The organism is Nostoc edaphicum CCNP1411 (assembly GCF_014023275.1).
Lineage (GTDB): Bacteria > Cyanobacteriota > Cyanobacteriia > Cyanobacteriales > Nostocaceae > Nostoc > Nostoc edaphicum_A.
The window spans coordinates 2,752,994-2,773,043 of record NZ_CP054698.1 but is presented as its reverse complement, the minus strand read 5'-3'; the positions used below and the strand labels follow the sequence as shown (position 1 = coordinate 2,773,043).

The window sequence follows — 20,050 nt, the reverse complement described above, 5'->3', positions numbered from 1 at the left end:
GGAAAGGTTGTAGCGCTAATTACATTAACAAGGATAAGCAGTATTATTCCTTTTAAATGTAATGAATTTTTAGTTTCCATTAAACTAATTTATTGAATAATGTTTCTTTACATCCATAGAGAATGCGATCGCATAGAGAATGTTGATTTTGTCCCGTTCTGTCAGTGCCTTCAGAATCTAGGATTTTTAGTTGGCAAAGTTCTACTAATCCGGTTAGCATAATTTCATATTTTTTCCCATACTGCAATTAAAGGTAAAAGAAGTTCAGATTAATTCAATCTAAACTGTACCATTAACTGTGTTTCAGGAAGCAAAATTTAAGCTTGACAAAGAACTAACCCAAACCACTCCTTGGGATCTGTCCAAGTCTTCAGTGTCTTAAATCCGTATGTCTCCAGTTGTTTCTGCATAATTCCTAAATCAAACTTGCGAGAAATTTGGGTAAGAATGCTTTCTCCATCTGCAAACAAAACTTGTAAATCTAACGCTTCTAGAGAGACTTTATGACTCTTTTGGCAATGTAGATACGTCTCAATTTGAGCATTATTTTGATTATAAATAACTTGAGGAGTGAATAAATTGAGGTCAAAATTGCCTTGAAAACGCCAATTTAAATGAGAAAGTATATTCAAGTCAAAAGCAGCCGTAACTCCTTGACTATCGTTATAAGCTTGCTCCAAAATTTCCTTGGGTTTTTGTAAGTCAATCCCCAAAAGAAAGTAATCACCTACTTGTAAAGTCCTAGTAATTTGTCTTAATAAATCATCACATTCTTGCAGGTTAAAATTACCAAGAGAACTACCCAAGAAAAAAATCATCCGTGATTGTGTAAAGGTTGATTCTAATTTTATCAATGCTTGTTGGTATGTTCCTATTAATCCCTCAATAAAGAAAGCAGGATATTTTTGCTGTAGCTTTATTACGCTAGATTTAAGAATTCCCCCACTAATATCAATGGCTATATACCTACAAGAACTGGCAAATTTTTGGTAAGCATCTAACAAAAACAGAGTTTTTGTAGAACTACCACTGCCTAATTCTACAAGTTCACAAGCTCCTGTTATCTGAGCGATTTCATGGGCATATTTGTGCAAAATCCCTGCTTCTGTTCGTGTTAGGTAATATTCTGGTAATTCACATATTTGTTCAAATAACTCTGAACCGTAATCATCATAAAAATATTTTTGAGGTAAAGTTTTGGGACTTTGAGTTAATCCTTGAATGACATCTTCACCCTCATTGTTGAGAGATTGGTAATTCTCATTCATAATTTTTAGAGATGTCATAATGTCAATATTTGTAGTTTGAAATTTCATTTTTAAATATGAAAGATTTAGTATTTAATGGCAAGACTTATTTGTCAGTAATCAATAGATATTCTTATACTAAAGTTCGATAGTTTTACTGTAGGTTTTGGCTTATTTTATTTAGTAATTGAATATTTATTAAATTATTAAATGTTTGAAATAGTGGCAATTTATGAATTGACACTACTTAGGCATAATTAAATATAAAATAAAATCCTAGTTCGTAGTGAGATAAATTGCTCAAAACAAGGGTTATCAGGAATAAGTTTCATTGATTCGATTCCGATTACTCTTTGTTATAAATGTTGTACAACTAAATAGAGAAGCATACGGCGATGCCTTCACAATAGGCATCGCGGATTTTAGATTTAATTGATCTAAAATCCCAAATCGATTTAACGATTTACCGCCGCAGCTTCTCGTGCTGCTGCTGCTTGATCTGGGTGAATACCCAAGCGGGTGAGATTGATGCGACCTTTGTTATCAATTTCGCGCACTTTGATAATTACTTCATCGCCCACCGCTACTTCATCCTCAACTTTGCCAACGCGGTAGTCAGCTAGTTGAGAAATGTGGATCATACCTTCTTTCCCAGGTAAAAATTCCACAAATGCACCTATCGGTATAATCCGAGTAATGCGTCCTGCATAGACATCCCCTTCGTGCAACTTGCGGGTCATGCCTTGGATGATATTTCTAGCTCTCTTGGCCTTGTTCTCATCCACAGCAGAAATTGTCACGGTGCCATCATCTTCGATGTCAATTTTTGCACCAGTTTCCTCTGTGATCCCCTTAATAGTCTTGCCTCCAGGCCCGATGATCAGACCAATCATGTCTGAATCAATTTTGATTGTTAACAGACGTGGGGCATAAGGTGAGGTTTCAGTCCGCGGTGTGTCAATACAGGCGAGCATTTTCTCCAGAATATGCAATCTGGCTGCTTTGGCTTGGTGGACGGCTTGGGCTATCACCTCCAAAGACAAACCGGAGATTTTCATATCCATTTGCAAGGCGGTAATCCCGGTATCCGTCCCGGCAACTTTGAAGTCCATGTCGCCCAAAAAGTCTTCAATACCTTGGATGTCCGTCAGGACTCGTACTTCGTCCCCTTCCTTAATCAGACCCATTGCCGCGCCACTGACGGGTTTGAGAATTGGTACACCAGCATCCATCAGGGCGAGGGTGGAACCGCAGACTGAACCCATTGAGGTAGAACCGTTGGAAGAAAGTACTTCCGAGACGATGCGAATCACGTAGGGAAATTGTTCTTTTGACGGTAGCACAGGTAGGAGCGCTCGTTCTGCCAATGCCCCGTGACCAATTTCACGCCTTCCTGGAGAACGCATTGGTTTGGTTTCTCCGACTGAGAACGGCGGGAAGTTGTAATGATGCAGGTAACGCTTGTGCTGATCTAGCTGCATGTCATCGTTGAGGTTTTGAGCATCTCCAGGTGTACCCAGAGTACAAGTGGATAATACCTGAGTTAGTTCCCGGTTAAATAAACCGCTGCCGTGGACTCGCTTTGGTAAGACATCAACTAAACAAGAAACCGGACGCACTTGATCGAGTTTACGACCATCAACGCGGACGTTATCTTCGATGATTTGTCGCCGCATGAAGTGTTTGGTAATATCTTTAAAAGTGTTACCAAGTGCCTTCTTATTTGCAGTTGCGGCAACTCGAATGGGATCTTCTTCTGGCAGTTCGCTAATCGTCGCGGCAATTTCATCCTTGACGACATCTAAAGCTGCATCGCGTTCCGGTTTGGTGAAACTAAATTGCGACAGAATTTTCTTAATCTGACCGTTGGCGCGATCGCGGATATAATTTTCTAGCGTCTGGTCTACTTCTGGTGGTGCTTCTTGCACTATTACCAGACCCAGTTCTGCTAATAAATCTTGCTGCGCTTTGATTAAGTCCCGTACTGCTTCATAACCAAAGTCAATCGCCTCAAGAATATCTCGCTCTGGCAACTGATTGGCTCCCGCTTCCACCATGATTACGCCATGTGGTGAACCTGCTACTACCAGATCCAAGTCTCCAGCTTCAGTTTCGGCATAAGTGGGGTTAATGATAAAATCATCTCCCACTAAACCAACCCGCACTGCTGCCATTGGCCCATTAAAAGGAATCTGGGCAATCAGGGTAGCGATGGAAGCGCCTGTAACTGCTAACACATCGGGTGGAACTAACTCGTCCATCGATAGCGTTAAGGCGATAATTTGTAGGTCATCCCGCAACCATGACGGGAACAAGGGACGCATGGGACGGTCTATAAGACGGCTGGTGAGAATTGTTTTTTCTGGTGGACGACCTTCGCGGCGCATGATCCCGCCGGGAATCCGACCAGCGGCATATAGCCTTTCTTCATAATCTACAGTAAGGGGAAGAAAATCAATGCCTTCTCTGGCTTGCGATCGCGTAGCCGTTACTAAAACGGATGTGTCCCCTGATTCTATCAAAACCGATCCACCAGCCTGGGGAGCTAATAGGCCTACTTTCAGTCGAATATCCCTTCCATCGAAGGATATTGACTTATCAACTTCTGCCATTCAGTTTTTTTTCCTTCTCTTTCGCTATTCTCTTTCTGTGGCAATCCTAACATTTATGCCATATAGCTGACTTCTAGTACATACAAAGATAGACAAGTCATTCAACCCAAAGTGTGATACAAGATTAGCGCGTCTACTACCTGCTCATTCTCTAGCTTCACCGCACCCGGAATTCGCCCAATAATCTCAAATCCTAACGACTGCCAAAGTGTAATTGAAGGTATATTAGTCTCAAAGACCAAATTAAACATCACTGCTTCGTAGCCCAGGTGTGCTGCTATCGAAAGCATCGCCTCTCCCATGAACCGTCCTAAACCCTGACCGCGTAACTCAGGTTGTACAATAAAACCAGCGTTGCAAATATGGCTACACCGACCGGGAAAGTTTGGCTTTAAATAAAACGCCCCTAATATTTCTTTTGGCTTGTGTGTAGGATCTACAACAGATGGTCTGACAACAAAGGCATCCTTGCTTAACCAGTAAGTTGAAAATTCTGTAGGAGATAGAGGTTGCTTTTGGGGATAGGTTTTACCTTCAACAATTACAAGATTGAGTAATGCTCTTACAACCTCATGATCTTGAGGATGTATATAATCTAGTTCCACTAATATTCCATTTTTTAAAACTTTAATTAGGGGAAATTTCATTATTAACTATGTGGAATAATTACTTAAATATCTATTATTATATGGAAATTTTGGTCAAAAATCTTATTTATAAGATGTAAAAAGTAGAATAATTGCAATTTTCATTATTGAGTTTTGGGAAAATATAAGTAGTTAGCAAATGGTGATTTTACACTGTAATTGGTTACTAAAAAATAAAAATAGTAGTTTATTTATTTGGGGGGAAACTTGGCGATCGCCACGAGTGAATTTCGAGTCTAGTGGATCTGGAGATATAGCACTACATCCATTGGCAATGACATCGGTTGAGTTGAGTGAGTGGTTGCGATCGCAGAACATGGCAATTACTAACTTCATTCAAAAACCCCAAGTAGCCATCGCAACTACTGGGCGAACCCGCAAAGCCGCCAGTGCCCCTGAGATAAGTTTACCAACGCACTCCCAAATCATTGCCTTACCAACTTATATCCCAGAAGGAAGTGATAAAGGAACAACAGCGATTTTCCCTGTACATTCTGCCAGCTTGGGGGAAAATACAGATTCACCACAATATTTACAACCGTGGCGAGTTGAGGGTTTTCGTCTCAACCCCAGCGAAGCAATAAAATTTCTCGCTGCTGTTCCTTTAAATGCTGCTAAAGGGGAAGATGCCTTTTTAGGTGGAGATTTACGCTTTTGGTCGCAGGTTGCCCGCTGGAGTTTAGATTTAATCTCACGGTGTAAGTTTTTACCAGCAATTAACCGACAATCAGATGGTGCATTTGCTGCTAAGTGGCGAGTACTTCTAGATAGTGCTGTAGATGGAACCCGCCTAGAAAAATATTCTGCGAATATGCCGTTGGTTTGTCGTACTTATCAAGAGGGACTGGGTGGAGAAGAATTAATAACTAATGCCCCATGCCCCATGCCCCATGCCCAATGCCCAATCTATATAAACTTCCCAGCCGAACCTCAAGAATTACTTTTGGGATTTCTAAACAGTACGATAGATGCCCAAGTGCGAGAAATGGTAGGTTCTCAACCTCCAATTGAAGCTAAGGCGATGTCTACGACGGGCAACGCCTACGCATCTTTACCAGCTGGGGTGCGACAGTGGTTGCAAGGCTTAACTAGTACATCTGGCACAGTCAATGCAGATGCCATTGAAATAGAACGACTGGAAGCGGCACTGAAGGCTTGGACTATGCCGCTACAATACCAATTAACTCTTAAAACTCTATTTCGTACCTGTTTTCAACTGCGTTCTCCAGAGTTTGGCGAAACAGATTGGACATTAGCATATTTCCTACAAGCGGCTGACGATCCTGAGTTTTTGGTGGATGCGGCAACTATTTGGAACAATCCGGTTGAACGATTGGTTTATGAAAATCGGACAATTGAGCAACCACAAGAAACATTTTTGCGAGGTTTGGGGGTAGCTTCCCGATTATATCCAGCGATCGCACCCAGCTTTGAAACCGAATATCCCCAATCTTCTCGTCTCACCCCCATTCAAGCTTATGAGTTTATCAAAGCTGTAGCTTGGAGGCTGGAAGACAGTGGTTTGGGAGTAATTTTGCCTCCCAGTTTGGCAAACCGTGAAGGATGGGCGAACCGTTTGGGTTTGAAAATTACTGCCGAAACCCCAAAAGGAAAGCAGGGACGTTTAGGGTTGCAGAGTTTACTAAATTTCCAATGGCAATTGGCAATTGGCGGACAGACTATTTCTAAAGCTGAGTTTGATAAACTTGTAGCTTTAAATAGTCCGCTAGTAGAAATTAACGGCGAGTGGGTAGAATTGCGCCCCCAAGATATCAAAACAGCCCAAACATTTTTTACCACTCGCAAAGATCAAATGGCCCTTTCCTTGGAAGATGCCTTGCGTTTTAGTACAGGAGATACCCAGGTAATAGAAAAATTACCAGTCGTCAGCTTTGAGGCATCTGGGGCGTTGCAAGAGTTGATTGGGGCGTTAAGCAATAATCAAGCGATCGCACCTTTACCCACACCAGCAGCCTTTAAAGGACAGTTGCGGCCTTATCAAGAACGTGGTGCGGCTTGGCTGTCCTTCTTAGAACGTTGGGGTTTGGGTGCATGTCTCGCCGACGATATGGGACTCGGTAAAACCGTGCAGTTCATTGCTTTTTTGCTACATCTCAAAGAACAAGATGCACTAGAAAATCCAACACTATTAGTTTGTCCAACTTCTGTTTTAGGCAACTGGGAAAGGGAAGTTAATAAATTTGCACCAAGCCTGAAAATTTTGCAATATCACGGTGATAAACGCCCTAAAGGGAAAGCGTTTTTAGAAGCAGTGAAAAAGCACGATTTAATCGTTACCAGCTACTCACTGCTTCATCGAGATATCAAATCATTGCAAAGTGTCTCTTGGCAGATAATTGTTTTAGATGAAGCCCAAAATGTGAAAAACCCAGACGCGAAGCAGTCAAAAGCAGTGCGGGAATTAGAAGCGACATTTCGGATTGCGTTGACGGGGACACCTGTAGAAAATAGGCTGCAAGAACTCTGGTCTATTTTGGATTTTCTCAATCCTGGCTATTTAGGCAATAAGCAATTTTTCCAGCGTCGGTTTGCCATGCCAATTGAAAAGTATGGTGATACTGCCTCTTTGACTCAGTTACGTTCATTAGTACAACCATTTATACTACGGCGATTAAAAAGCGATCGCGACATCATTCAAGACTTACCAGATAAGCAAGAAATGACCGTATTTTGCGGTTTAACTGGTGAACAAGCTGCACTTTATCAACAAATTGTAGAACAATCTTTAGTAGAGATAGACTCTGCTGAAGGATTGCAACGGCGGGGGATGATTTTAGCTTTACTAATCAAACTCAAACAAATCTGCAATCACCCAGCACAATATTTGAAACAAGCCACATTAGAACAACATAATTCAGCCAAACTTCTGCGGCTAGAAGAAATGTTAGAAGAAGTTTTAGCAGAAGGCGATCGCGCCTTAATCTTTACACAATTTGCTGAGTGGGGTAAGTTACTTAAACCCTATTTAGAAAAACAGCTAGGGCGAGAAATATTCTTTTTATATGGCAGCACCAGCAAAAAACAACGTGAGGAAATGATTGACCGTTTCCAACACGATCCTCAAGGGCCACCAATTATGATTCTTTCTCTGAAAGCGGGTGGAGTCGGACTGAATTTAACACGAGCAAATCATGTATTCCACTTTGATAGATGGTGGAACCCAGCTGTGGAAAATCAAGCCACAGATAGAGTATTTCGGATTGGTCAAACCCGGAATGTGCAAGTACATAAATTTGTTTGCACAGGTACTTTAGAAGAAAAAATTCATGACATGATTGAAAGTAAGAAACAGCTAGCTGAACAAGTTGTAGGTGCTGGTGAAGAATGGTTGACAGAACTAGATACAGATCAACTCCGCAACTTACTAATACTAGATCGCAGTGCAGTAATTGACGATGATACAGAATAAGTTCGTAGTAAGGACTTTAGTCCTTGAATTTAGGGTTAGAGCCACCCACTACAAAGTAAACTCATTCTTAACTTTTCTTCCTTTGCGCTCTTTGCGCCCTTTGCGCCCTTTGCGGTTCGTTTCTCACCCCTCCGATAAATAACCAAATAAACCACTAGATTAAATATGCGATATTGAAAAATATCACACCTTTTTCTTTACCCTGTGCCATCATGTCGAATCACTTTGCCCACGGTTATGCGTTGTTAATTGGGGTTGGCAGAACAGCCGAATCTCAATATTCATTGCCTGTCACAGTTAAAGATGTGCAAGCCTTGAAAACAGTGCTAACCGATCCAAACTTGTGTGCCTATGTGGATGATTCCGAACATATTCGTTTATTGCAGAATCAACAGACAACACGCAGCGCAATTTTGGATGGATTAACGTGGTTAAAGGAAAAGGCTGCTGCCGATCGCGATGCAACAATTGTAGTTTTTTACTCTGGTCATGGGTGCTTTGACTTATCAAGTCAGTGTTATTATTTGCTGCAACATGACTTCAATTCCACAGACATTGCTAATACCGCCCTATCTGCCCAAGAATTTACTCAAGCTTTGCGGCAGATTCAAGCAAAGCGGTTGTGGGTGGTAATTGATAGTTGTCATGCAGAGGGTATGGCTACTTCTAAAGGCGAACTACCTGCTGATTTTATCGCTACGGCATTGCCCAAGGGCGTAGTCGATGCCTTGAAGCAGGGCGAAGGACGGGCGGTGTTTACATCCTCCAGAGGCAATCAGGTTTCTTGGATACGTCCTGATGGAACCATGAGTCTCTATACTTATCATCTAATTGAGGCATTGCGGGGAGCGGCTAATCAACCAGGCGATTCCAAAGTTATGCTCTCAAATCTGATGAATCATTTGGGTAAAACCGTTCCAGAGAGCGCCAGAACCCAACGTCAGGCTGAACAGACTCCGTTTTTTGATACGGCGATGGAAGATTTTCCTATTGCCATGCTGCGGGGAGGGAAGGGACTACCAAGCTCAACCACAATCCCAGATTTGCAAATTATGACTGATCAACAAGTGGTAACACCTGCATTAGCAAGAGCAAAACGAGCCTTAGCAATTTTAGAAGAACAAGCTGCTTCTTTTGGCATTCGTATTCCAGTGGATTTGCAGATTGAATTAGAAGAGAAACGTCGCCAGGTAACTGAATTAGAGTCCCGGCATCAAAGAACAGGATTGGATTAAGCAAATATATCCGACGATGATTTTTCTCATTCCGAGTTCCGAACACGAACTTCCGAGTTCTGAACACAAACTGCCGAGTTCCGAACACGAACTGCCGAGTTCTGAACACGAACTGCCGAGTTCCGAACACGAATCGCCGAGTTCTGAACACGAATCGCCGAGTTCTGAACACGAATCGCCGAGTTCCGAACACGAATCGCCGAGTTCTGGGAGATACTGTGAAAGACTAAAGTTACCCCACAGGCTTTTGATCCCCCCAACCCCCCTTAAAAAGTGGGGCAAGAGAGTTTCTTAAAGTCCCCCTTTTTAAGGGGGATTTAGGGGGATCTCCATAGTTTGCAGCGTATTAATATTAGATTTATTTTTATATAACCTTATGGATAATCAAGAAGCATTACAGCGAACTCTTAACCGCGCTCGTCGCGCCCTCCAGATAATAGAGGAGGAAAAAGCTAGCTATGGGATTCGAGTTCCAGTAGATTTGCAAATCGAACTAGAAGAAAAACAAAAAGAAGTCACTAGCTTAGAGGCGCGATTAAGCCAATTACAGGGAAAGCGCTCAGAAAATTTGCCCGATAACCTGCCCCGCTATAACGATGTGTTTGTGGGACGCAAACAAGAAATTGCCCGTTGTTTGGAAGCACTTTCACCAGAGGAGCGCGGTTGGGGTGTGACGATCGATGGTATTGGTGGTATGGGCAAAACGGCGTTAGCGCTGGAGGTAGCACATTTAGCCCGTGAGCAAGCCTTGTTTGATGCCTACCTGTTTGTTTCTGCCAAGACTACCAGGCTCTCTACAGAGGGAGTGCGGGAAGAAACCCTGGCCCTGTCTTCTCTCGATAGCTTCTGCCGGGAATTTTCCAAGAGGTTGGGACAAACAGATATTGTGAAAATGAATGATGCCACAGAACGCCGCCGCGCCCTTCTCGATGCCCTGCGGGGACGGCGCACCCTGTTGATTTGGGACAACTTGGAAACCTTGAATTCAGAAGAACGCGATATGATTGCCGAGTTTTTGCGGAAACTGCCCACCCCCAACAAAGCGATCATCACCAGCCGCCGCCGCACTGGGGAAAGCGCCGTCACCATCCGCTTAGATCGTCTCTTAGAGGCAGAAGCTTTGGAATTAATGAGAGAGAAGGGAAGATCGCACCCCCGTCTAGCCCAGGAACTAAACGCCATAAAGCCGGAGATATTGACCGCTTTATCCCTGTTTTGTCACTCTGGCAGTAGTATAATAAGGTACAAACGCTAGAACCAAGACACAGAGTATGGTACAGCCTCGTCCAGCCGCACCAACAGTAAAATTCGTGGACGAATATTGCCAATGGTATAAAAGCCTGTTTCCAGATGTTAGGAGCTTCGAGGCTTTTAAATACCTTCATGTAGGGTGTATTTCTGAACTAAAACGGAAAACCCTACCAGAAATAGCAAAAATTGTAGGATTGGACAATCAGCAGGGTTTGCACCATTTTTTTTAACTACATCACCTTGGGATATAGAGAAGTTAAGAGCCTTGCGATTAGAGCTAATTTTACAAGTTCTAAAAGGTAGACCAATCATTCTAATTATTGATGAGACAGGAGATAAAAAAGAAAGGGAATAAGACAGATTATGTGAAACGACAGTACATAGGTAATTTGGGTAAAGTAGAAAATGGAATTGTAGCAGTCACGGCGTATGGTGTATTCTGTGGGATGACTTTTCCATTACTGTTTGAAGTATACAAGCCACGCGAAAGATTAAAGCCAGGGGGATAAATATCTTACGAAGCCTCAAATAGCAGCAATAATGATGAAAAAAGCTAGAGTTGATGGGTTTTAAATTCAACCTAGTACTAGCAGATAGCTTATATGGTGAGAGTAGTGCTAATTTCATATCTATATTAGACGATCTGGGGTTAAATTATCTAGTGGCGATTCGCTCAAACCATTCTGTAGAGCTACTTCCTAGACAACATACTCAATATTTAAAGTGGCATAAGTTTAAAAGAGTATTCTCTAACTTGAGTAGTGAGAATCGGTTTATTAGGGAAATAATTCATGGTAAACGACAAGAAAAAAAGGTATTGGCAGATTACTACTGACATTGAGAAATTACCCGGTAACACTACTTGGTATGTGATGAGTAAATACGCAGACCTTACACCAAGAGATGTTGGTAACTTTTATGGGTTAAGAACTTGGGTTGAATATGGCTTGAAGCAAAGTAAGAATGAATTAGGTTGGGCAGATTATCGGCTGACTCATTATGCGGATATTGAACGCTGGTGGGAGATTGTTTGTAGTAGCTACTTAATGGTGAGTCTACACTCTGAACAAATGCAGTCTTCTCCACCAAAGTCTCCATCAAAATTGGCTGCTCATCCTTGGTGGGATGATGGGAAGGGTTGGAAGAACATTCTTAACAATCTCCGTTTAATAATTCAACCTTTTACTTTATTTAACCTAATATATCCCTGGTTGACAGTTTTTCCTATTCCCCAATTGTCTTTGGGTTTTTCGAAACTTCAATCTATTATTTATAACCTCACCAGTTCAATATTTATTTTCCTGTCTCACCCTGATTTCTACTTTTCCTCTGCCTAGAGTGACAAAACAGGGTTATATGAAGCTTCTGGTGGCAATCCCCTAGCGCTAGATTGGACATTAGGACAGGTGGCACACAAAGGCTACTCTATCAGTGTTGCCCTAGAGCGATTGCGGAATGCCGCCAAATCTCCCGATCTCTACGGGTTTCTGTTTGCCGATGCCGCCGAAACTCTCTCTGGAAATGATCGCACAGTGTTGTGTGCCCTGGTTGTATTCCTGACACCAGCAAAAACCGCAGCATTGGCAGATGCTACGGATTTAGCCATCACTGAGATTCAAGTTTCTTTAGAACGGCTGGTAACTCTATCTTTGGTGAATGATTTGGATGGAGAACGGTTTGGCCTGCACCCCCTCACTCGCACATATATCCTGGCAGCTGTGGACGGAACGGATACTGTTGGGACTGCACCCCTAAGTGGAATTCGGTTTGACTCTGCCGCCCAACGCAAAGTTCTGCGCTACTGGGTAGACTTTGCCCAGAAGTACGGGGGTGAGGGCAAAGATGCCTATCAGACCCATGACAAGCTGGAAGCCGAGTGGCAGAATCTAGAAGGCGTGGCGACAACCTTGTGGGAGATGGCAGGTATCCCCGGTACGCTGAAAGACCAACAAGCTGCCCAAATGCTCATCGATTTGGAACACGCTTTGTCTAGCTTCCTCCGGTTTCGAGGCTACTGGGATGAGTGGGTACGCTTGGCTGAGTGGCGATATCTGGCAGGAAAGGCACTGAGTCAGTGGAGCGATGCTGGTTGGGGTGCATATCATGTTGCCTGGATTCACTACCAACGTGCGGACAAAGATCGAACAGCAAGTTCGGGAGATCAAATGAAGGAGATGATGGAACGGGGCGGCAACCTTCGGGACAAGGCTTTTGCAACCCGTATGCAAGGAGTGATTGCAGAGCAACGCCAGGACTGGGCGGAAGCGGAGCAGTTGTACATCGCCCTCAACAATTTGGGAGGATTTGCACGCTCGCAGGGAGACTACGATGGCGCCGAATTTTACTACAAGCAAGCATTGACGATCACTAAAAAGCTGGGTTTTAAAGAACAAGAAGCTTCTCATTCTGCTGGTTTAGGACATCTCGCCCTTAACCGCAACCGCCCTACAGAAGCCCGTACCTGGTACGAGCGTCAGTTAACCCTGGCGCAGGAAATAGGACAGCAAAGTTTGGTCGCTGATGCTCAAGAGGGGTTAGCACGAGTTTTGAAGGAGGAGGGGCGCTATACAGAGGCACTACCCTTAGCACTGACTGCGCTGGAAATCCGAGAGCGCTTGCGCGATAAGAACTTGGATTTTTCGCGCCAATTGGTTGAGTGGTTGCGGCGTAAGACGGGGATAGAATAATTCGTCATTCGTAATTAGTAATTAATTCAAGGTTTTACGTCTCTGTATAATCCCAGACTTCCAATCTGTAGCCGTATATTTGCGAAACTGATATGCTCCCAACCATAAATGCTAGAGTCTGAGGTAACTGTCACAAAACTAGATCAACCCATTTATTCTATAATTTTAAATTTATTATGACTAATTACACATTACAAGCAAGTCGAGAATGGTGGTCACAACAATGGCTAGATTTGCTAGATTCCTATCGCTTTAAAAAGCGTTTAGAACGTGCGAGAAATTATGCTCGTCAAGGAAATGTTTTGAGCATTGAATTTAAAGGTGCAAAAGTATTAGCTAGGGTGCAAGGTAGTGAAGTTGAACCTTATAAAGTTTCCCTTTCCCTTGAACCATTTACTGATGAACAATGGGGTTATGTAATTGAAACCATGTCCCAAAGGGCAATTTTTGCCGCAAAATTACTAGCAGGAGAAATGCCACAAAATATAGAAGAAGTCTTTACGGCTAATGGTCTTTCGATATTCCCTTTTACTCTTGGTGATGTCCAGAGTAAATGCTCTTGTCCTGATAAGGCAAATCCCTGTAAACACATTGGTGCACTGTACTATCAGTTAGGCGATCGCTTCAGTGAAGACCCTTTTGTACTATTTCAATTGCGCGGACGCACCAAAGAGCAAATTATCAGCGATTTACGTCAATTACGTAATGCCAAGATTCAGCCCAATACCATAGAAACGCCCGAAATTCAACAGTCAATTCCTAATAACAAATACTCCGTAAAAATTGATTCTTTCTGGCAATACAATGAGCCACTAGAGTCATCATTAGTAGTGATTGCGCCGTCTACTAATGAGATGGTATTAGATGTATTAGGAGCAATTCCCCTAGCGAAGGAAGAGGAAAATGTAGTAAATTCGACTTCGAGTGATGTGGTAATGAAGTATTTGAATACAGTTTATAGAGATGTGAGCCAGAAGGCTTTTTTAACAGCAATGAATGTGGGAGGAAGCTAATACTAATTCGTAATTCGTAATTAGGTTAACTGGGTAGTTCACCCTTGCCGCCTTTTCTCACCCATTCGCGTACCGCCTGACGAATTGCCCGTCTGCCATCTGCCCGATTTTGCTCAATGAGTTTTGGCAGATATCGAATTTCTAAAGTAGGAAACACTAGACTGTTCTCTGACTCGACATATTCCCCATTTTGCAGGAGATAAATCTTGATTTCACCGGAGTCATAACACCAGAGTTCTGGTACTCCCAGGCGGGCATAAATGGGAAAACGATCTAAAGATTTACTAGTAACATCAATTTCCAGTGCCAAATCAGGCGGTGGATCTTGTCTCAAGTCTAGATCCAATCTACCCCGAATCGCAGCTTCATTCTGGAAATAGAAGCAATTATCTGATTCTACCCCTGCCATTCGGCTTTCTCGCTTCCAAGTAGTCGAGCCATAACTTTCATAGTCTAAATCCAGCACATCAGCGATTTCTTTGACCAAATCGCCTATTACCTCTTTGTAATGTTCGTGTTCAGGTAAAGGTGTCATAATTTCTAAGGTAGTGCGATCGTAAGCTAACCTTGCTGCCCGATGCTCTCCCAAGTCTTTTAGAAGATTTTCAAACTGTTGCCAGCTAATGTCATAAAGCATTACTCGGTCTGCTCGATTCTTGGCGACTGTCATTGTTACGATCTCCAGAATATTTTATTGTCCAAACTCAAGCCTAGCCTCTTCTACCAAATCAGCCGTCACAACCTCTTGTCCTGCTTCACGAGCCAGCTGTTCAATTCTAGCTTTGGCTTGAGAGCGGACAAAAAAGGGAATATTTTGCAATTTTTCTTTAGCTTCAGATGTCCATCGCAAAGCATCAATAAAATTGGAATCGCTCATAGTATTAATTACCGTTTAATCACTAGATTACTAATTTTCCTATAAAAAAAGCCCTTGCTTTTACGCAAGAGCCTTTAAACTATTTGATTGTCAGTGATGAGATAAACTTTACAACCTAATCTAGGTCGTCCATGAACATCACTGGCTCAGTCTCACGGTTAATTCCTTTCTCAAAACCACCAGCCGCAGCCCGTGCGCGTCCAGCGTGCCACAAGTGACCAACTAGGAAGAAGAATCCTAGTACGAAGTGAGAAGTCGCCAACCAAGCGCGAGGAGATACGTAGTTGAAGGAGTTAATTTCAGTAGCCACACCACCTACGGAGTTCAGAGAACCCAAAGGAGCGTGGGTCATGTATTCAGCGGCGCGACGAGCTTGCCAAGGTTGAATATCATTCTTGATTTTTTCCAAATCAAGACCATTGGGGCCACGTAGAGGCTCCAACCAAGGGCCACGGAAATCCCAGAAGCGCATGGTTTCACCACCGAAGATGATTTCACCAGTTGGAGAGCGCATCAGGTATTTACCCAGACCTGTAGGGCCTTGGGCAGAACCGACGTTAGCACCCAAGCGTTGGTCACGAATCAAGAAGGTCAAAGCTTGAGCTTGAGAAGCTTCTGGCCCAGTAGGGCCGTAGAATTCGCTGGGGTAAACGGTGTTGTTAAACCAAACATAGATTGAGGCAATGAAGCCCATCAACGACAGAGCGCCCAAGCTGTAGGAGAGATAAGCCTCACCAGACCAGATGGATGCACGACGTGACCAAGCAAAAGGCTTAGTGAAGATGTGCCAGATACCGCCAGCAATTAGGATAAAGGCAATCCAAATGTGACCACCGACGACATCTTCCAAGTTATCAACGCTGACAATCCAGCCTTCGCCACCAAAGGGAGACTTGATTACATAACCGAAGATAACCGCTGGGTTCAATGTCGGATTAGTAATAACACGAACGTCACCACCGCCTGGTGCCCAAGTGTCATACAAACCACCAAAGAACATTGCCTTCAGCACCAACAGCAACGCACCGCATCCTAAAATAATCAGGTGGAAGCCGATGATGTTGGTCATCTTGTTCTTGTCTTTCCAGTCGTAACCAAAGAAAGAAGAGTATTCTTCTAAGGTTTCTGGGCCACGGACAGCATGATAAATACCGCCAAAGCCAAGGACGGCTGAGGAAATTAGGTGGAGTACACCAACAACAAAGTAGGGGAAGGTGTCGATGACTTCACCACCAGCACCAACACCCCAGCCCTGGGTAGCAAGGTGAGGTAACAGGATCAAGCCCTGTTCGTACATGGGTTTTTCGGGAATGAAGTGAGCGACTTCAAACAAAGTCATCGCTCCAGCCCAGAATACAATCAAACCAGCGTGGGCAACGTGAGCACCCAGTAGTTTGCCAGATAGATTGATTAAACGCGCGTTACCAGACCACCAGGCAAAGCCAGTAGATTCTTGGTCGCGTCCAGTGCCGCCTAATATATTTGGTCTATTAGAGAGCGTTACCACGTGGTAATACCTCCTCAGGGAATACAAATTGTTCGTGGGGTTGATCTTGAGGAGCCATCCAAGCGCGGATACCCTCATTCAGCAAAATGTTTTTGGTATAGAAGGTTTCAAACTCAGGGTCTTCCGCCGCCCGTAATTCTTGGGAGACGAAATCATAAGCCCGCAGGTTGAGTGCTAAACCGACGATACCGACGGCGCTCATCCATAAGCCTGTAACTGGTACGAACAACATGAAGAAGTGCAACCAGCGTTTGTTAGAGAAAGCAATACCGAAAATCTGTGACCAGAAACGGTTTGCTGTCACCATTGAGTAGGTTTCTTCAGACTGGGTAGGATTGAAGGCGCGGAAGGTGTTAGCACCATCACCGTCTTCAAACAAGGTGTTTTCCACTGTGGCACCGTGAATGGCGCACAATAGAGCACCACCCAATACACCCGCAACGCCCATCATGTGGAAGGGGTTGAGTGTCCAGTTGTGGAAGCCTTGCAAGAATAGTAGGAATCGGAAAATTGCCGCGACGCCAAAGCTGGGTGCAAAGAACCAGCTAGATTGTCCCAAGGGGTACATCAGAAATACGCTGACGAATACTGCAATGGGAGCAGAGAAAGCGAGGGCGTTATAAGGACGGATACCTACCAGACGGGCAATTTCAAATTGCCGCAACATGAAGCCAATCAAACCAAAGGCTCCGTGCAGAGCTACGAATGGCCACAAACCACCCAATTGAAACCAACGGGTGAGGTTGCCTTGGGCTTCTGGCCCCCACAACAGCAATAGGGAATGTCCCATGCTGTCGGCGGGGGTGGATACTGCCACTGTCAGGAAGTTAGCACCTTCTAGGTAAGAGGAGGCTAACCCGTGGGTATACCAAGAGGTGACGAAGGTTGTGCCGGTCAGCCAACCGCCTAGTGCTAGGAAGGCGCAGGGGAACAATAGTATCCCTGACCAACCTACGAATACGAAGCGATCGCGCTTGAGCCAGTCGTCTAGAACGTCAAACCACCCTCTACTGGGGGCGCGTCCAACTGCGATGGTCATCGGACTAAATCCTCATTTTTTACTAAAATTGCAACGTTTTTAAGGTAGTACGGAGAGTCAATCTAACCGACTACCGTGAGGAATTAACGTTTTTTTTGACAATCTCAACAGCTTTTAAACAACTGAGATTCTGAGAGCTTGCAGACTAGTTAAGTCGTTATTTCTCAGGGTTATGACATTACACGTACCATCGGCTAGTAATCTAGCTTGTGGTAACTTAATGATTCTTAATTTATCACACTAGTCAGGGTTTTTGCCTGATACGCAGAAGCAAATGAGCTATGAAACACGAACCTTATTAATAATATGAATATCAGAATTTTTACAATTTGACACAACTTTTCTCAGAAATCTGAAAAAAATTAATGCAGATGGACGTATGTAGCTAACTCATTCCCAAGAGGTGAAAAAGAGGCAGAAAGAGAGGAACAGGGGATATGGGGGGCTGAGGGGGAGGGAAGAAAGAATTTTTATCAGCCATTGAGTGAAAAAATGGTATTACAACATGCCCTAAGAAATTATATCGGTAGCAGGAACATGGAGGGGCGCAGTTGAGTTTTTGTGAACGATGTTTGGTAAAATGTGGATGGTAACTTCGCCGCCACCGTCGTTGATACACCTCTGGAAAACCTATGTGAAACGTTAGCCAAGGGGAAAGAAAGTTGGCACATCTTGACTAAATACAAATAGCCTAAGTGGTTTGTCTCGTAGTGCAAGTAAGCCAGCATCATCCGGGATAGTAAAATTTGTAGATTACAGGGTAAAAACTTCATAGTCTGCGGCAGGTTATCCGGTGGACTTAAAACAGTGCTGAAGTGCCTCCTAAGCAGTAGCCGGATTAGCACAGAGAGCCACCACTCTATGCAAAAGCATTTAGTGTGCGAGTATGTCACAGCGAGTATCTCACAGGCAATGGTAGTTCAATGACGACATCAACAACGATTAACAAAGGCGATCGCCTCCTGCATCAAAATGTTCTCGGTTCTCGTCGGTTTAGTAACTACTGGTGGGCAACCATCGTTACCTTGGGAGCAAGCGGCTTTTTATTGGCTGGGATATCCAGTTATTTAAAAGTTAATTTACTCATAGTTTCCGATCCAACTCAACTGGTATTCGTCCCCCAAGGATTGGTAATGGGGTTATATGGCGCTGCTGGCTTGCTATTAGCTACATACTTGTGGCTAGTGATTTTATTGGATGTAGGAGGCGGTTACAACGAATTTAATCAGGAAACTGGCACAATCAAAATCTTCCGTTGGGGGTTTCCTGGCAAAAACCGCCGAATTGAGATTGATAGTCGCATAGAAGATGTGCAATCTGTGCGAATCGCCGTCAAAGAAGGTCTTAATCCCCGTCGCGCCCTCTATCTACGCATTAAGGGGCGGCGAGATATACCCCTAACACGGGTTGGACAACCGCTATCTCTAACAGAGTTGGAAACAGAAGGCGCAAAGTTAGCCCGCTTTTTGGGAGTCTCGTTAGAAGGACTGTAAGAAATTGGGCATGGGGCATGGGGCATTGGGCATTGAAAAGAGGCAGAGGCATAGGGTTCTGCTCTTGCTGAGGGGAAACTCTTCTCCCTTTCCCCCTGCTCCCTGCTCCCTTGCTTCTTCCCCATTCCCTCTTGAGACGATAAGATACTCTGGTTAAATCAGTAACTGGCAATGCGGTTAAAAATTTCACAATTTTTGCTTTCTCTTGTAATTATCAGTGCCTTGATGTTGGGAGGATGTTCACCACAGCAAGTCGCTTCTAATACGTCTTCTCCAGGCTCAACAGCTACCTCGACTACAAGCGAGGCAAGCACCAAGACAACTAGTGATGCAACATCTGTATCTCAAACTAGTAGTGAGAGTGTTCCTGGAATCACAAATTTACCACGGCTTGAAGGCAAGGCTACTGTGGTGCTAATGGTTAAAGGTTCGCCGATTACTATCGAAGTAGACGGCACTGATGCCCCCATTACAGCTGGCAATTTCGTAGATTTAGTACAAAAGGGTGTATACGATGGTTTACCTTTCCATCGAGTTGTGCGTGAACCCCAACCTTTTGTAGTTCAAGGCGGCGATCCCCAAGGCAAAGATCCAAAAGTTCCAGCAGATAGATTAGGAACCGGTAGCTATATTGACCCAAAAACGGGAAATGCTCGCTATATACCTTTAGAAGTTAAGCCAAAAGGTTCAGATACTCCGGTTTACAATAAACCATTTGATGCTACTACTCAACCTGTCATATTGCCCCATAAACAGGGTGCAGTAGCGATGGCGCGATCGCAATCACCAGACTCCGCTTCTGCTCAGTTTTACTTTGCTTTGGCAGATTTGGCGTTTTTAGATGGTAACTACGCCGTCTTTGGCAATGTCACTCAAGGCCTTGATGTAGTCAACAAAATTCAGCAAGGCGATCGCATTGACTCTGCCAAAGTCACCCAAGGTGCTGAAAATCTGAAAACACCTGCACAGTAGAGGAGCATGGGGAGATGAGGGAGATGAGGAAGTAAAAAAA

15 protein-coding genes and 1 pseudogene are annotated in these 20,050 nt (G+C 43.8%); 8 read left to right on the top strand and 8 right to left on the bottom strand.

Annotation, left to right across the window (positions count from 1 at the left end; translation table 11 throughout):
* Positions 1-79 precede the first annotated feature (79 nt).
* The 4 genes from HUN01_RS13960 to HUN01_RS13945 form a co-directional block, all read right to left on the bottom strand.
* Positions 80-220 (bottom strand): hypothetical protein, encoded by a 141-nt coding sequence (locus tag HUN01_RS13960; RefSeq protein WP_181931778.1) that lies wholly within the window; start codon positions 218-220, stop codon positions 80-82.
* Between the two features lie 97 nt (positions 221-317).
* Positions 318-1,286 carry an L-histidine N(alpha)-methyltransferase gene (egtD, locus tag HUN01_RS13955; protein WP_181931777.1) on the bottom strand — a complete coding sequence of 323 codons (969 nt, stop codon included), beginning with the start codon at positions 1,284-1,286 and terminating at the stop codon, positions 318-320.
* Positions 1,287-1,702: 416 nt separating this feature from the next.
* Positions 1,703-3,859 carry a polyribonucleotide nucleotidyltransferase gene (locus HUN01_RS13950; RefSeq protein ID WP_181931776.1) on the bottom strand — a complete coding sequence of 719 codons (2,157 nt, stop codon included), beginning with the start codon at positions 3,857-3,859 and terminating at the stop codon, positions 1,703-1,705.
* Positions 3,860-3,960: 101 nt separating this feature from the next.
* Positions 3,961-4,506, bottom strand: coding sequence for a GNAT family N-acetyltransferase (locus HUN01_RS13945; RefSeq protein WP_181931775.1), 546 nt, complete (start codon positions 4,504-4,506; stop codon positions 3,961-3,963).
* A gap of 139 nt (positions 4,507-4,645) precedes the next feature.
* Between HUN01_RS13945 and HUN01_RS13940 the strand changes: the two genes are divergently transcribed.
* The 6 genes and pseudogenes from HUN01_RS13940 (at position 4,646) to HUN01_RS13915 (ending at position 14,122) form a co-directional block, all read left to right on the top strand.
* On the top strand, positions 4,646-7,936 hold the full coding sequence (locus tag HUN01_RS13940) for a DEAD/DEAH box helicase (protein ID WP_181931774.1): 3,291 nt from the start codon (positions 4,646-4,648) through the stop codon (positions 7,934-7,936).
* Positions 7,937-8,148: 212 nt separating this feature from the next.
* Positions 8,149-9,171, top strand: a complete 1,023-nt coding sequence (locus HUN01_RS13935; protein ID WP_181931773.1) for a caspase family protein — start codon at positions 8,149-8,151, stop codon at positions 9,169-9,171.
* 376 nt (positions 9,172-9,547) lie between these two features.
* Positions 9,548-10,426: an ATP-binding protein gene (locus HUN01_RS13930; RefSeq protein WP_238846254.1), complete on the top strand. Its 879-nt coding sequence runs from the start codon at positions 9,548-9,550 to the stop codon at positions 10,424-10,426.
* A gap of 16 nt (positions 10,427-10,442) precedes the next feature.
* Positions 10,443-11,759 (top strand): annotated as a pseudogene (locus HUN01_RS13925) (IS701 family transposase).
* Positions 11,760-11,828: 69 nt separating this feature from the next.
* Entirely contained in the window at positions 11,829-13,109 is a 1,281-nt protein-coding gene (locus HUN01_RS13920) for a tetratricopeptide repeat protein (RefSeq protein ID WP_181931772.1), read from the top strand.
* A 176-nt stretch (positions 13,110-13,285) separates the two neighbouring features.
* Positions 13,286-14,122, top strand: coding sequence for an SWIM zinc finger family protein (locus tag HUN01_RS13915; protein ID WP_181931771.1), 837 nt, complete (start codon positions 13,286-13,288; stop codon positions 14,120-14,122).
* Positions 14,123-14,147: 25 nt separating this feature from the next.
* On the opposite strand, the gene HUN01_RS13910 is transcribed toward HUN01_RS13915, so the two are convergent.
* From HUN01_RS13910 to psbD, 4 genes are all read right to left on the bottom strand, one after another.
* Positions 14,148-14,792 carry a Uma2 family endonuclease gene (locus HUN01_RS13910; RefSeq protein WP_181931770.1) on the bottom strand — a complete coding sequence of 215 codons (645 nt, stop codon included), beginning with the start codon at positions 14,790-14,792 and terminating at the stop codon, positions 14,148-14,150.
* A 21-nt stretch (positions 14,793-14,813) separates the two neighbouring features.
* Positions 14,814-14,999, bottom strand: coding sequence for a PCP reductase family protein (locus HUN01_RS13905; RefSeq protein WP_181931769.1), 186 nt, complete (start codon positions 14,997-14,999; stop codon positions 14,814-14,816).
* A gap of 115 nt (positions 15,000-15,114) precedes the next feature.
* Positions 15,115-16,506 (bottom strand): photosystem II reaction center protein CP43, encoded by a 1,392-nt coding sequence (gene psbC / locus HUN01_RS13900; RefSeq protein ID WP_181931768.1) that lies wholly within the window; start codon positions 16,504-16,506, stop codon positions 15,115-15,117.
* A complete protein-coding gene (gene psbD / locus HUN01_RS13895) occupies positions 16,490-17,545 on the bottom strand; it encodes a photosystem II D2 protein (photosystem q(a) protein) (RefSeq protein ID WP_179066789.1) in 1,056 nt (351 codons plus the stop codon). The genes psbC and psbD overlap by 17 nt, the downstream gene beginning before the upstream one ends.
* Before the next feature lie 923 nt (positions 17,546-18,468).
* On the opposite strand from psbD, the gene HUN01_RS13890 reads away from it, so the two are divergent.
* Together HUN01_RS13890 and HUN01_RS13885 are read left to right on the top strand one after the other, a co-directional pair.
* Positions 18,469-19,038: a photosystem I assembly protein Ycf4 gene (locus HUN01_RS13890; RefSeq protein ID WP_181931767.1), complete on the top strand. Its 570-nt coding sequence runs from the start codon at positions 18,469-18,471 to the stop codon at positions 19,036-19,038.
* A 171-nt stretch (positions 19,039-19,209) separates the two neighbouring features.
* Positions 19,210-20,010, top strand: coding sequence for a peptidylprolyl isomerase (locus tag HUN01_RS13885; protein WP_181931766.1), 801 nt, complete (start codon positions 19,210-19,212; stop codon positions 20,008-20,010).
* Positions 20,011-20,050: the final 40 nt, after the last annotated feature.